Source organism: Staphylococcus sp. LCT-H4 (assembly GCF_001866145.1).
In the GTDB taxonomy this organism is placed as follows: Bacteria; Bacillota; Bacilli; order Staphylococcales; family Staphylococcaceae; genus Staphylococcus; species Staphylococcus succinus.
Genome location: NZ_MODY01000004.1, coordinates 1 through 13,882, shown reverse-complemented (window position 1 = coordinate 13,882; position 13,882 = coordinate 1). Strand labels below are relative to the sequence as shown.

13 protein-coding genes are annotated in these 13,882 nt (G+C 31.2%); 10 read left to right on the top strand and 3 right to left on the bottom strand.

Annotated features, from left to right (window positions below; all coding sequences use genetic code 11):
• Window positions 1–212 precede the first annotated feature (212 nt).
• Genes recX through BK821_RS11035 form a run of 4 tightly spaced genes read left to right on the top strand, consistent with a single transcriptional unit; the run spans window position 213 to window position 3,741 of the window.
• On the top strand, window positions 213–1,031 hold the full coding sequence (gene recX, locus BK821_RS11050; protein WP_046837872.1) for a recombination regulator RecX: 819 nt from the start codon (window positions 213–215) through the stop codon (window positions 1,029–1,031).
• Window positions 1,009–1,323 (top strand): YfhH family protein, encoded by a 315-nt coding sequence (locus BK821_RS11045; protein ID WP_046837871.1) that lies wholly within the window; start codon window positions 1,009–1,011, stop codon window positions 1,321–1,323. The genes recX and BK821_RS11045 overlap by 23 nt, the downstream gene beginning before the upstream one ends.
• A 15-nt stretch (window positions 1,324–1,338) precedes the next feature.
• Window positions 1,339–2,871, top strand: a complete 1,533-nt coding sequence (locus BK821_RS11040) for an ATP-binding cassette domain-containing protein (RefSeq protein ID WP_046837870.1) — start codon at window positions 1,339–1,341, stop codon at window positions 2,869–2,871.
• Between the two features lie 9 nt (window positions 2,872–2,880).
• Complete coding sequence (locus BK821_RS11035; RefSeq protein ID WP_071331674.1) at window positions 2,881–3,741, top strand: sugar ABC transporter permease; 861 nt, start codon at window positions 2,881–2,883, stop codon at window positions 3,739–3,741.
• A 126-nt stretch (window positions 3,742–3,867) separates the two neighbouring features.
• On the opposite strand, the gene BK821_RS11030 is transcribed toward BK821_RS11035, so the two are convergent.
• Window positions 3,868–4,845: a metal-dependent hydrolase gene (locus BK821_RS11030; protein WP_046837868.1), complete on the bottom strand. Its 978-nt coding sequence runs from the start codon at window positions 4,843–4,845 to the stop codon at window positions 3,868–3,870.
• Between the two features lie 128 nt (window positions 4,846–4,973).
• On the opposite strand from BK821_RS11030, the gene mutY reads away from it, so the two are divergent.
• From mutY to BK821_RS11015, 3 genes are all read left to right on the top strand, one after another.
• Window positions 4,974–6,020, top strand: a complete 1,047-nt coding sequence (mutY, locus tag BK821_RS11025) for an A/G-specific adenine glycosylase (RefSeq protein ID WP_046837867.1) — start codon at window positions 4,974–4,976, stop codon at window positions 6,018–6,020.
• A gap of 67 nt (window positions 6,021–6,087) precedes the next feature.
• A complete protein-coding gene (gene ntdP / locus BK821_RS11020) occupies window positions 6,088–6,630 on the top strand; it encodes a nucleoside tri-diphosphate phosphatase (RefSeq protein ID WP_046837866.1) in 543 nt (180 codons plus the stop codon).
• Window positions 6,631–6,840: 210 nt separating this feature from the next.
• Entirely contained in the window at window positions 6,841–8,577 is a 1,737-nt protein-coding gene (locus tag BK821_RS11015) for an ABC transporter ATP-binding protein (RefSeq protein ID WP_071331673.1), read from the top strand.
• Between the two features lie 157 nt (window positions 8,578–8,734).
• Here BK821_RS11015 and BK821_RS11010 read toward each other — a convergent pair whose 3' ends face one another.
• Together BK821_RS11010 and BK821_RS11005 are read right to left on the bottom strand one after the other, a co-directional pair.
• Entirely contained in the window at window positions 8,735–9,829 is a 1,095-nt protein-coding gene (locus tag BK821_RS11010; RefSeq protein ID WP_046837864.1) for an FUSC family protein, read from the bottom strand.
• A gap of 71 nt (window positions 9,830–9,900) precedes the next feature.
• On the bottom strand, window positions 9,901–11,190 hold the full coding sequence (locus BK821_RS11005; protein ID WP_046837863.1) for a glutamate-1-semialdehyde 2,1-aminomutase: 1,290 nt from the start codon (window positions 11,188–11,190) through the stop codon (window positions 9,901–9,903).
• 82 nt (window positions 11,191–11,272) lie between these two features.
• Here BK821_RS11005 and BK821_RS11000 point away from each other — a divergent pair, with 82 nt between their 5' ends.
• From BK821_RS11000 to perR, 3 genes are all read left to right on the top strand, one after another.
• A complete protein-coding gene (locus BK821_RS11000) occupies window positions 11,273–11,728 on the top strand; it encodes a peroxiredoxin (RefSeq protein ID WP_046837862.1) in 456 nt (151 codons plus the stop codon).
• Between the two features lie 6 nt (window positions 11,729–11,734).
• Window positions 11,735–12,685: a phosphoglycerate dehydrogenase gene (locus BK821_RS10995; RefSeq protein WP_046837861.1), complete on the top strand. Its 951-nt coding sequence runs from the start codon at window positions 11,735–11,737 to the stop codon at window positions 12,683–12,685.
• Between the two features lie 95 nt (window positions 12,686–12,780).
• Window positions 12,781–13,236, top strand: a complete 456-nt coding sequence (gene perR, locus BK821_RS10990; RefSeq protein WP_046837860.1) for a peroxide-responsive transcriptional repressor PerR — start codon at window positions 12,781–12,783, stop codon at window positions 13,234–13,236.
• The last annotated feature ends 646 nt before the right edge of the window (window positions 13,237–13,882 follow it).

The window sequence follows — 13,882 nt, the reverse complement described above, 5'->3', positions numbered from 1 at the left end:
TAATTATTAGAAAATAAAGTCAACTATTAAAAAGTTGTGTGGCATAAAAGTAGTAGTATATATAAGAAAATTAGAGTTTACTTTTACTAAGCTATAAAATGGTGTGGGATATTGGTGGCTCATATTTATAATAAATCTGTTGCATATAAGCTAACCACTATAATTCCATTCATTCTTAATATAAGTTATTCTAAATAAGTGGAGTGAATAAAATGCCTAAAATAACTAAAATAGAAGTGCAAAAAAAGAATAAAGAGCGTTTTAACCTGTTTTTAGATGATGAATTTGAAATGGGAATAGATATTGACACTTTTGTTTATTTTAATTTGAAAAAAGATCAAATTGTCGAAGCAAAAGATATGGAAGCCATTCAAAGTTATGAACAGTATAGACAAGCTATTAATACAGCAATTCAATACCTTTCTTATCGGAAGCGTACAGATCACGAGGTTGTTCAACATCTTACGAAAAAAGAGTTTTCAGAGTCAGTTATATCTAAAGTTTTAGATTATTGTCATGCACAAAAACTTATAGATCACAATGATTATGCAAATAGTTTAAAAAATACAATGATATTAACTACAGACAAAGGGCCAGGCATATATAAACAAAAATTACGTGAAGCTGGTATTGAACAAGTCATCATTGATGAATATACCGAGCTTTATGAAAAGGAGCAATCTATGGAAGATATCCTAAAAGTTGCCAATAAGATTTTAAAACAAAAAAAGGGTCCATTAGTAAAAAGGAAAGAAAAATTAACGCAGTCATTAATGCAAAAAGGTTATAGTTTTGAAAAGATTAAAGAAGTTATGGAAGACCTTGATTTCTCTCAACCTGATGAAGAATTAGACAATTTATTGCAACAAGAATTAGAGAAAGTCTATAATAAGTATTCTAGAAAGTATTCTGGAAGAAAATTAATTAATAAAACTATAGAAGGCCTTATGAGAAAAGGGTATAAATATGATAAAATTAAAGCTAAATTAGAAGAGAGTGGAATTGTTGATGGAACAGAAGAAATTGAGTGAAATGAGTGAAGTAGAACTACGCCACGAAATTCAAGGTTACAAAGAAAAAATGCGTAAAGCAGAAATGAATGGTATCTTTAACGAATATGATGTATACCAAAGCAAAGTTATAGTTGCTGAAAGTTATTTGGTGGATAGAAACAAGATTGAAATTGGTAAAATATATAAATTAAATGATGGTACAGACAGCTATTTTAAAGTTGAGCGACTGAAAGGTATCTTTGCATGGGGTTTTAGAATTAAAAGTGCCGAACCTGAAGAGGGTTTACCAGTTGCATTATTAAAATTGTAGAAGGATGAAGATAGGATGGGTAGTTCAATTATATTAAAGTTACTTAATGTAACTCATTATTATAGAAATAAAAAATCAAAAAAATGGTATCTACCATTTGGTTATGATGCAGAAGATATAGAATTGAATAATATCAACCTACATATCTATCAAGGCGAGGCTTTAGGGATTATTGGGGAACCAGAGTCATCTAAAGAACTCATCGGTCGTTTATTAAGTGGTGAAATAAAACCTGATAAAGGTAGAATCGTTAGAAAGAAAGATTTGTTTTTTGCAGATATAGAAGATAAGTTATTGCAAGTAGACACTGTGGAGGACTATATAGCAAATGTTGTTACTTTGTTTCCATATAAAACTTCAGATCATAAAAATGAACAAATTTTAAAATATGCGCATCTTCAAGAAAAATCCCAAGTGCAGATTCGCCATTTATCTGACGCTGAGTATGCTCAGTTGCTATTTACATTAGCGCGTACCTCTAAAGCGACAGTAGTTATACTGAATCAAGTATTACAACACTTAGAAGATTATTATTTTGAAAAAGCGATAGCACTCTCAGATGAATACATAAATAATCAACTGACCATTGTCATGATAGATGACAATGTGCAACGAATAGCTCAGGCCAGTAACTATTTAGCGTGGATTTCACATGGACAACTTAGAATGGAAGGTTCATTGAAACAGATCTTACCGATATTTAATGATCATGAAAAGGACAGGTTATCTTTAACAAGTGATGAGGAAAAGGCAAATTTTGATGTTGATTGGAAAAAAACAAGAACGAGAGTACCAGAGTTAACCTATAATTTCAAACGTACGGAACGATATAACCATGTTAAGCCACCGGTTGCGCTTGTGCGATTTTGGACATTCTTCATAGCATGTTTTGTCGGCTTAGTGCTGATGGCTTTATTGATTTTTAATGATATAGGTAAGTTGGAAATTGGCCAGAATATTGATCAAGCAACGATTCAAAATCAGCATAAAAATCCTTACCAAGAAAAACTCGGATATGGCATTGTTTTAGAAGATTCAATTAATCTTGAAAACATGGATGATCATAAGAAAATCAATATAGGTAAATATGCGTTTATGACTATTGTTGGTGAAAACAATAAAAACTATAAAATCACAATTGATAACAAGAATTACAAAGTAGCTAAAAATAAAATACGCTATTTTAATCCAGCTGGATTATATGAAGCACATAGTGTGAAATCTTTAGCGCCATATATGCATAATAACTACAGTAATTATAATGAATTTTTTAATAGTCATTTGCATAAAAAACATAATAAAGTGACAGAATCTTTAGTCCCTGAAAATGATAAGGATAATCGTTTTGTAGTTCCTATTGTTCAACAGCCTATTTCAATGCTCTTTAATGATAAGAATAAACTTGCTGGGTTTACCATCCCAATCAAAGATAAAGATAAACTAAAAGATGAATTTAACATTGATAGTAAGTTTTGGATTACTAAATCAGGAGATGGCTATTTCATGGCCGATTTAAAAAATAATCAGTGGATATATATCGAATTGTAGGTGTAAAGAATGATAGATAGTGTTATTAATTTTTATAAAAATATTCCATATCTTTTTAAACATGCATACCGCCGTTTGAAAACTCAATGGATGTGGTTGGCTATACCTTTTATTGCGAGTCTGTTATTAATGTTTTTGATGATGCTCATCTTTAAATTAAACGATACAGAAGAAATCAAGCAAGCACGTGGTTACTTTAGATTAGCAGGTATCACAAGTTTTGCGTATATTTGGATAGCTGTATATCAGAGCTATATTATTTATAAGAAAGACTACCTTATTGGGAAATTGTATAATATCAATCCAATCTTCCAAAATATTGTCATAGCAACAATTACGAGTATCACAATGTTTATATCATTAGTAATTATCATCTTTGCTACGCCTGTGAATATTGAAAGCTCTATACCATCAACTTTATATTATGTAGTCATGACATTGATATTTATTGTAGTGGTTTCAACAATTTTAGGTTTACTAACAATAAAGTATACAAAAATTAATGCGATGTATTTTGTCGGTTCATTTATTACTTTTTTCATCGTTCCAATTTTATTTATACCAAAAACGAATGAAACCATTGTGTCACATATTTTAATGTTAAATCCTGTGTTTTACCTTATACAAGGTATTACACAGTCGGTAGTATTAGGTGCACTAAGTTTGAATAATATTCCGTACCATTCGTACTATTATTTATTTATAGCAATGTTATGTGTAGTCATTTTTGCGATGTATAGAACAATCGCGAATAAAAAGTATTTTTATGTAGATATGTCAGATGACACTATTGTTGATAACAATCATAGTTCAGAGCATGTAGAAGCGCAAAAAGAAATACCAACTAAAGAAAAAACTAACCTAGATTAAAAAATAAGATAACATCTTTATAAGTGATAAATGAGATTAAGCTAATAAAAAACTGGAAAGTGTGTTATTAATAAACACAACTTTCCAGTTTTTATTTTGAATTCATTTATTTAGTTATTCAAATCATTATTTAGCGAATAATTTTCTTTGTAATTTATCTTCGCTAAATACCCAACCAATATAGGAATGATCTATCTCTTTATGCTCATCTAAATGTGCAATTGCCACAAATGAATAATGTCCATTTTTTAAATAGCGCAAATCGATTAATCTTATTTCTGTAGTATCATCATCTAATTTAGTTGCTTGCCAACGATAGATAGAGGAAAAATTAAGAAACGTTTTAATATTTTTGTCATTCTTGACGTATTGCATAAGGTCATCACTAGGAAATGGGTGGCGCTCTGATTTATCACTAAAGACGATATTTCTGCCAAAGCTTCTGCCTACGTAATCATAAGTTTCAGTTTGTATAGCTACGCGCCACTCCATAAAACGAATGGTGGGTGCCACAAATATTTTTACTGGATTATGCTCTTGCTTAATTTGTTTTAGAGCCTGCTGTTTAATAATAGCTTGCATTCTAAAGCGAATAATATAATATACTACAAGCAGAGCAATAATAGGGAAGAATGCAAGATATGGGTGTACGCCAAATAACCAAAGTACGATACCCACACACCACATTATAAATATTATAGGATCAAAGGTGTTTATCACACTGAGTTGTATCCATTTATTTGTAATGGGTCTTAATGCTTGTGTACCATATGAGTTAAATATATCAACGAACACATGAAGGAATACTGCAAGTTGTGCCCATAACCATACATGTGTTACATCTATATTTTTAAAAAATGTAAAAATAAAGAGTGAAATCAATAAAGGCCATAATAATGTGAATGGTATAGAGTGTGTTATTCCTCTATGATTTGAAATATAAGTTGCATTGTCTTTTAATTTTAAAGCTGTGTCACCGTCTGGGATCAATGAGCCTACTACTAATGTGGTAGCTGTAGCTACAAATGATCCTGCCATTGCTGGATCTTGGGTAGCTAATGCTGTTAAACCAATACCCATAACAATATGTGTGCCTGTGTCCATAAGTGTTCACTCATTTCATCTCAATATTATATTAAGTACATTATAAGCTAAGATGTTACATAATAAAAATATCATACTATGTTTTAATAAAAAAAATAAAGATTTGCTAAAAGAAAGAGATGTGTAAAATGTTAAAAGAATCAAAGTTCAAAAATAATCTAGTCACATGGTTTAATGAGAATCAGCGTGAAATGCCATGGAGAGAAACATCAAATCCATATTATATATGGCTAAGTGAAGTTATGTTACAACAAACACAAGTCAAAACCGTCATAGACTATTATCATCGATTTATTAGCCGTTTTCCAACAATTGCAGATCTAAGTCAAGCTCATGAAGACGAAGTATTAAAATATTGGGAAGGCTTAGGTTATTATAGTAGAGCGAGAAATTTTCACACTGCAGTAAAGGAAGTACACGACAATTATAATGATCAAGTGCCAAATGAACCACAGACATTTGGTAAATTAAAAGGTGTCGGTCCTTATACACAAGCTGCAGTTATGAGTATTGCGTTTAATGAACCATTAGCAACTGTGGATGGGAATGTATTTAGAGTATGGGCTCGGTTGAACAATGATACACGTGATACAAAATTACAATCAACACGTAAAGCTTTTGAACAAGAATTACAACCGTATGTTGAAGAAGATGCGGGTACGTTTAATCAAGCAATGATGGAATTAGGTGCCTTGGTATGTACTCCAAAAACCCCGCTGTGTTTATTTTGCCCAGTACAAGCACATTGTGAAGCGTTCGAAAATGGAACAGTCCATAACTTACCTGTAAAAACAACGAAAGTTAAGAAAAAGCATATTAAACAAAAGGTATATATCGTGAGAAACCAAAACAATGAAATTTTAATTGAAAAGCGTACACAAAAATTACTTAATAATATGTGGCAATTTCCAATGTATGAAGCGGATGGAAAAGAGGGCATAGTTGCCGATTTATCACAGGAAATAAAGTTTGATAACACACCGGTTTTTAAATTAAAGCATCAATTCACACATATTACATGGGATATAGAAGTCTTTATGGCACAAGAAAAATTAAACCAAGAGACAGTTGAATTACCACAAAATATGGTGTGGATGGCTTTAGAAGATAAAGAGGCATTTAATTTTCCAGTAAGTATGACTAAAATATACAAATTTATTTCAGATCATTGTTAGACTCTGTGTTGCAACCTGACTTATGTTATAATTCATAATGTGAAATTAAGAAAAGGTGGTGTGGAGCATGGTAAAAGAATCCATACCTAAAGAAGGTCAGACGATAAAGATACAAAGTTATAAACACGATGGTAATATACATCGTGTTTGGTCTGAGACTACTATACTAAAGGGTACGGATCATGTAGTCATTGGTGGTAATGATCATACACTCGTCACAGAAAGTGATAGTCGTACATGGATTACTAGAGAACCAGCAATCGTTTATTTCCATTCTGAATATTGGTTTAATGTTATTTGTATGTTTAGAGAAGATGGAGTTTATTATTATTGCAATTTATCTTCGCCATTTGTGTGCGATGAAGAAGCTTTAAAATATATCGATTACGATTTAGATATAAAAGTATATCCTAACGGTAAATATCATTTATTAGACGAAGATGAATATGAACAACATATGAAACAGATGAATTATTCACCAGATATCGACGTGATTTTGAGAAGAAATGTAGATATTTTACAACAATGGATTGAACAGAAAAAAGGTCCATTTGCTCCTGACTTCATAAAAGTTTGGCGTGAAAGATATAAAAAAATTAGAAACTATTAAGCACATTTAATGTTTTTCTTTTTGATATCATTTATAGTGTTATGGGTATGAGCAGAGCAAACATGAAAATCTATGTTTGACGCAAATAAAATATCCGTAATCGCAGATGAATTGATAAACAAACTAAAATAGCGCGTTTACAGCAGCCTAGTTGGATGGTCAACATAGGCTGTTTCATTTGTAAATATATGTTGGGGAGGAATAGTTTTTATGATTCGCAGATATTTACAATTCGTATATCCATATAAATGGAGAATCATCGCCACTATTTTTGTGGGTATATTAAAATTTGGTATACCAATGTTGATACCATTATTGATAAAATTTGTTATTGATGATGTCATAAATAATGGTGCTATATCAACAGAAGAGAAATTTACGAGATTAAGTATTGCATTGGGCATTGCAGCATTTATTTTTGTAATTGTACGACCACCAATAGAATTTTTAAGACAGTACTTAGCACAGTGGACAAGTAATAAAATTTTATATGACATAAGAAAAAAACTTTATGGCCATTTACAAGCACTGAGCGCAAGATTTTATGCGAATAACCAAGTGGGACAGGTTATATCAAGAGTGATTAATGATGTTGAACAAACGAAAGATTTTATATTAACAGGTTTGATGAATATTTGGCTTGATTGTATAACGATAATCATTGCATTATCAATTATGTTTTTCTTAGATGCTAAGCTGACATTAGCTGCAATCATTATATTTCCATTCTATATCTTAACTGTTTATTTCTTCTTTGGGCGTTTAAGAAAATTAACAAGAAAGAGATCTCAAGCATTAGCTGAAGTTCAAGGTTTTTTACATGAACGAGTGCAAGGGATGTCAATTATTAAAAGTTTTGCAATTGAGGATAATGAAGCAGAAAATTTCGATAGACGTAACAAACATTTCTTAAATAGAGCATTTAAACATACACGCTGGAATGCTTATTCATTTTCTGCAATTAATACGGTAACAGATATAGGACCTTTGATAGTTATTGGTTCTGGAGCGTATCTAGCCATAAATGGTTCGATTACAGTAGGGACTTTGGCTGCTTTTGTTGGATATTTAGAACAACTTTTTGGACCTTTACGTAGATTAGTTTCTTCTTTTACCACATTAACTCAAAGTTTTGCATCTATGGATCGTGTATTTCAACTTATGGATGAAGATTATGACATTAAAAATAAAAAAGGTGCACAACCTTTAGAAATTAAACAAGGTCATATTGAATTGAATAATGTGAGTTTCAAGTACAATAATAATGAGTCAACAATTTTAAAAAATATAAATTTAGAGGTTAATCAAGGTGAAACAGTAGCGTTTGTTGGAATGAGTGGTGGAGGTAAATCCACATTAATTAATCTTATTCCGAGGTTTTACGATGTCAGTGAAGGTGAGATTAAAATTGATGACATTAATATTAAATCATATTTAACTGGTAGTTTAAGAAATCAAATTGGATTAGTTCAGCAAGATAATATTTTATTCTCAGATACAATTAAAGAAAATATATTATTAGGTAGACCCAATGCGACAGATGAAGAAATTATTGAAGCAGCTAAAATGGCAAATGCACATGATTTTATAATGGATTTACCAGAAGGATATGATACTGAAGTAGGAGAAAGAGGTGTCAAATTATCTGGTGGACAAAAACAACGTGTGTCCATTGCTCGTATATTCTTGAATAATCCACCTATTATTATATTGGACGAAGCTACAAGCGCACTAGATTTAGAAAGTGAATCTATTATCCAAGAGGCGCTTAATGTGTTGAGTGAAAATCGTACCACACTTATCGTTGCGCATAGGTTATCTACAATTACACACGCAGATAAAATAGTAGTCATAGAAAATGGTGAAGTCGTAGAGGCAGGTACACATCAAGCACTTTTAGCTAAAAAAGGCGCTTATGAACATCTCTATAGTATACAAAATTTATAAATTAGGGTAATGAAAAATACAGTTAATGTTAGTTCAACATTAACTGTATTTTTCTATTTATATAGTTATTAAGACATGAGATTATTTGAGAAATGAAGAATATAATTAAAAAAATCCTTTGATAGTACAAAAGGTATGTACTACCAAAGGATAAGTTTTATAAATCAAAATCTTCTTCTAGTATATCAATTTCATTATCATTTGTATGATATGAAAAGAAACTAATACGTAATCTATCTAAATGTTCTAGCGTATAACGGTATTCTTCGATTGCAGCAACAATTTGCATTAAGTTAGCATAAGAATACATAGTTTGATAAGGATTTTTAATTATCTCTTTTTGGAAAGCATCCATCAAGTCTTTTTTTTGTGGATTTTCAATCTGACTATCTAATTGACTAACATCATATCGCGCTTTTTTTGAAAGACTAACAAAAATTTGTTCGTGATAGGCGATTAAGGTATCGATTTCTAATTTAATCTGTAATAGTAATTCATGATTAATATTATGAAGGTCGTTTTGATAACGATTCATTCTTTTTAAAACTTCATATGCTTGTCTTGTACTACGAACGACTTCTTTAAAAAGTATTTTCTTTCTATTTTGTGAGAAAATTTGCTTCTTCGTCCAGGGTTTCTCTTCCTCATAATAACCAAAAGTTTGTTCAAGTTTGCTTATGCGCTTACTAATTAATCCTCTGTCTTCTTTAATATGATGATATTCAGAAGTATCATTTAGCACTAATTTGAACCACACAAAAATATCTGAACAAATATTTAAGGAATTATAATAAATTTTAGATTCGAATTTAGGTGGTAAGAATAGAAGGTTAACTAGAGATGAACTTATAACGCCAATCATAACAAGTACAAATCTATAAAAAGCAGATACGTAAAAGTCTCCTGAGTGTTGTCCCATAATAATTAATGCAGTAACACTTGCTAATGTAGCAACGTGTGCTAAATTAAAACGAAATAGAATTGCAATTAATAATATTACAGTTACACCCATGATTACCACGTTATCTCCAAATATCGTAACCATAGCTACTGATAATAATGCTCCAACTACGTTACCAAGTGCCTGTTCTGAAACAATTTTAAGTGACCGATAGACACTTGGCTGCATAGCAACAACTGCACTGACACCAGCTATAGCTTTTAAACCAGCTTCATTGGGTAGTAGAGAAGCGATAAACAAAGCAAGTATAATAGCTATACCTGTCTTGAGAATACGGGCTCCTAATTTCAAATGTACCGCTCCTTAATATTTAATAATAGTATTTATACTTGTTATACAACGATTGTTCATAAAATTCAAGTTTATTTCATTTGGCTAAAAGCATAATCTACCGCTTTCAATGTATCATCAATATCTTGTTCTGTATGCTCTGTAGTTAAAAACCATGCTTCAAATTTGGAAGGTGCAAGGTTAATGCCTTGGTTTAACATTAATTTAAAGAACTTAGCAAATGCATCGCCATCTGAATTATCAGCTTGATCGTAGTGCGTTACTACTTCATTAGTGAAATATAAAGTGAGGGCACCGTATACTCTGTTAACAGTTGCAGTGATGTTATGTTTTTCAATAAGTGAATTCAAACCATTTTCTAATCGTTGACCTAATTCATTTAATCTATTATAAACGCCATCTTCTTCTAATACTTCTAATAATGCGATACCAGCTTTCATTGAAAGAGGGTTACCAGCCATTGTTCCAGCTTGATATGCTGGGCCTAATGGTGCAACTTGTTCCATAATTTCTTGTTTACCACCATAACCACCAATAGGTAGGCCGCCGCCGACGATTTTACCGAATGCAGTTAAATCTGGGTAAACGTTGTATAAGTCTTGCGCACCACCGTAATGGAAACGGAAAGCAGTAATGACTTCATCGTAGATTACTAAACTACCATTTTGGTGAGTTATTTCATTCACTTTTTCTAAGAATCCGGGTTTTGGTTCAACCATTCCAAAATTACCTACAATAGGCTCAACTAATACACCCGCAATATCATCTCCCCAATAATCGATTGCTTCTTGATATGCTTCTATATCATTATATGGAACGGTAATGACTTCTTTTGCAACACTTTCAGGCACACCAGCAGAATCAGGAGAGCCTAACTGAGAAGGACCACTACCAGCTGAAACCAATACAAGATCAAAATGACCATGATATTGTCCAGCAAATTTTATTATTTTATTTCTATTAGTATAGGCACGAGCAACACGTATGGTCGTCATAACTGCTTCAGTACCAGAGTTCACAAATCTAATCTTTTCTAATGAAGGAATTGCACCACGTAATTTTTTGGCGAACTCAATTTCCAATTCGGTAGGGGTACCATATAATACGCCTTGAGCAGCTTGCTCTTGAATAGCTTGAGTGATATGTGGGTGTGCATGACCTGTAATTATTGGCCCGTATGCTTGTAAGTAATCAATATATTTATTACCATCTACATCAAATAAGTAAGCGCCTTGCCCAGAACGCATCATTACAGGTGCGCCGCCACCTACAGCTTTATATGAACGGGAAGGTGAGTTAACACCACCAAGAATATACTCATTAGATAATTGTTGAAGTTTTTCGCTCTCGCTAAATTTCATTGTTATCAACCTCTTTTTATTTAATATTTTCGTTTATTATCGTATCATAAAATAAAGAATAAAAAGAAATAGGGTGGGTTAAATGTTAAAAAAAGGAGATAAATTTCCACAATTTAAATTAGAAAACCAAGATGGTAAGATTATTTCTAATGAAACTTTAAAAGGAAGTAAGGCAGTATTGTATTTTTATCCTAGAGATAATACACCTACATGTACTACAGAAGCTTGTGATTTTAGAGATAATTTGTCAGTATTTAATGATTTGAATGTAAAAGTATTTGGCGTTAGTGGTGATACTAAAAGAAAACATCAAAACTTCATTAAGAAATTAGATTTAAATTTTGACTTATTAGTAGATGAAGGATTTGAATTATCAAATGAAGTTGGTGTATATCAAATGAAGCAATCATTTGGCAAAAGTTCGATGGGTATTATACGTACTACATTTATCATCGATGAAGCAGGATTTATTATTGACGTTATTGAAAAAGTGAAAGTTAAGACACAGATGGATGAATTAAAAAGAATTCTGGGGTGAACACTTATGAAAATCGTGGGTTTAAGAAAATTAGATGGATTAGAAGAGGACCTCATAAATGCATTTCCGGATATAAAGTTTGTTTTTACTAATGGTATAGATGATATAACAGATGAGGACAAACAGAGCGTAGATATATTAGTGGGGTATGATGGATCTTTAGATCAAGCTTTTTTAGAAGCGTGTCCAAAGTTGAAATGGTTAGCATGGTATTCCACAGGAGTGAATAAATTACCATTAGACTATATAGCAAAGCGCAATATTATCCTAACAAATGGTAAAGGTGTACATGCAAAACAAATGTCAGAGTTTATTATAGCTTACATTTTAGATGACTATAAGCTTATGAGAACATCCTATATCAATCAACAAAATAAGTTATATGATTCTAAGATGGTAGGGCATAGAGTAAGTAATGAAAGTATTTTATTTCTAGGTACCGGTAGTATAGCAACAAGCACTGCGCACATTGCAAAAGCATTAGGCATGGAAATTATAGGTGTAAATACTTCAGGACGTAATGTAAAAGGCTTTGATAAAACGTATTCGGTAAAAGAACTTACTAATATACTACCTGAAGCGGATATTATCGTTAATACTCTACCTGAAACAAAATCAACTATACATTTACTTAGTAGAAAACATTTTGAAGTTATGAAAGCTACATCATTATTTATTAATGTAGGAAGAGGAACGTTAATAGAAGAAAGTGTATTAATTGATGTATTAAAAAACAAGATAATTAGACATGCATATTTAGATGTATTTGAAAAAGAACCATTAACACCAGATAACGAATTGTACTTATTGGATAATGTAACTATTACAGCACACATTACTGGCAACGGTATAGAAAATAATGGAGAAGCAACTGAGATATTTATTGAAAACTTAAATCACTTTCTCAATAACGGAGATGTAATTGAGAATAAAGTTGATTTGGAAAAAGGCTATTAATGTGTTTTAAGTAATGAATATTGACATTCCCCTCCCACAACCGTTATATTAATATTAAGTAATAATAATTCTTAAATAGAAAGATGGTGAGGGAAATGAGTGCAGAGATGGAAACAGTTGAACATCAGCTAGAAGATTCAATTGCATCTTTAAGAAACGCCGGTATTAGAATTACGCCGCAACGACAAGCGATTTTGAAATTTTTAATTGCTTCTGAGACACACCCTACTGCCGATGAGATTTATCAAGCACTTTCACCTGATTTTCCAAATATAAGTGTTGCTACTATATATAATAATTTACGTGTATTCAAAGATATTGGCATTGTTAAAGAGTTACCATATGGTGATTCCTCTAGCCGTTTCGATTTTAACACACACAATCACTACCATGTTATTTGTGAAAACTGTGGGAAGATAGTGGATTTCCATTATCCACAGTTAGATGAAGTTGAACAATTGGCACAACACGTAACAGATTTTAATGTATCGCATCACCGTATGGAAATTTATGGAGTTTGCAAAGAGTGCCAAGATAAAGATAATAACTAATAATTAAAAGAATCATTTAGACATAATGAATATTAAAGAACAGAACAACAGCTGAGCACACTTATTTTTAAACGTTGCTTAGCTGTTGTTTTTTAATACAAAGAATTAAATGAATGGTTTAATATAGAAGAAAGTAAAAATTAAGAACAAGAATAATGGTAATAAAAAAACACATACTGATTTTTAATAGCTATATGAAGAAAATAAGTAATACTATATTAGTAATTGACTAATTATGTGTAAGTAAATTTAGAAATCAGAGTGAAATATGGTCGAAAAAGGCACATATATTTACACTAAATAAACATCTAATACATATAATAAATAAATAGACAATACAAAGGTAAAATTAACCCAAAAACATTGTTGAATTTTATTGACGATAACAAATAATCTTGATATTATGAATAAGTCGTCAAAACAAGGCGCCAAACAAACAAAATAACTACTTTAACAAAAAACATAAAGTGTAAATTTGACACTTGTTAAACTTGTTGAAAGGTTATACAATAGTAAATGTTGAGTTGAGAAAACGCAACAAACTTAATAAATAAAAAAAGAAATTTATTGTTGACTTAACAAAAACTTAATGTTAAAATAAATTCTTGTAACACATTAATGAACATTGAAAACTGAATCGCAATAT

Excerpts from the sequence above, each read along its gene's own strand:
- recX (WP_046837872.1), top strand. The coding sequence starts at position 213 with ATGCCTAAAATAACTAAAATAGAAGTGCAAAAAAAGAATAAAGAGCGT.
- BK821_RS11045 (WP_046837871.1), top strand. The coding sequence starts at position 1,009 with ATGGAACAGAAGAAATTGAGTGAAATGAGTGAAGTAGAACTACGCCAC.
- BK821_RS11040 (WP_046837870.1), top strand. The coding sequence starts at position 1,339 with ATGGGTAGTTCAATTATATTAAAGTTACTTAATGTAACTCATTATTAT.
- BK821_RS11035 (WP_071331674.1), top strand. The coding sequence starts at position 2,881 with ATGATAGATAGTGTTATTAATTTTTATAAAAATATTCCATATCTTTTT.
- BK821_RS11030 (WP_046837868.1), bottom strand. The coding sequence starts at position 4,845 with ATGGACACAGGCACACATATTGTTATGGGTATTGGTTTAACAGCATTA.
- mutY (WP_046837867.1), top strand. The coding sequence starts at position 4,974 with ATGTTAAAAGAATCAAAGTTCAAAAATAATCTAGTCACATGGTTTAAT.
- ntdP (WP_046837866.1), top strand. The coding sequence starts at position 6,088 with ATGGTAAAAGAATCCATACCTAAAGAAGGTCAGACGATAAAGATACAA.
- BK821_RS11015 (WP_071331673.1), top strand. The coding sequence starts at position 6,841 with ATGATTCGCAGATATTTACAATTCGTATATCCATATAAATGGAGAATC.
- BK821_RS11005 (WP_046837863.1), bottom strand. The coding sequence starts at position 11,190 with ATGAAATTTAGCGAGAGCGAAAAACTTCAACAATTATCTAATGAGTAT.
- BK821_RS11000 (WP_046837862.1), top strand. The coding sequence starts at position 11,273 with ATGTTAAAAAAAGGAGATAAATTTCCACAATTTAAATTAGAAAACCAA.
- BK821_RS10995 (WP_046837861.1), top strand. The coding sequence starts at position 11,735 with ATGAAAATCGTGGGTTTAAGAAAATTAGATGGATTAGAAGAGGACCTC.
- perR (WP_046837860.1), top strand. The coding sequence starts at position 12,781 with ATGAGTGCAGAGATGGAAACAGTTGAACATCAGCTAGAAGATTCAATT.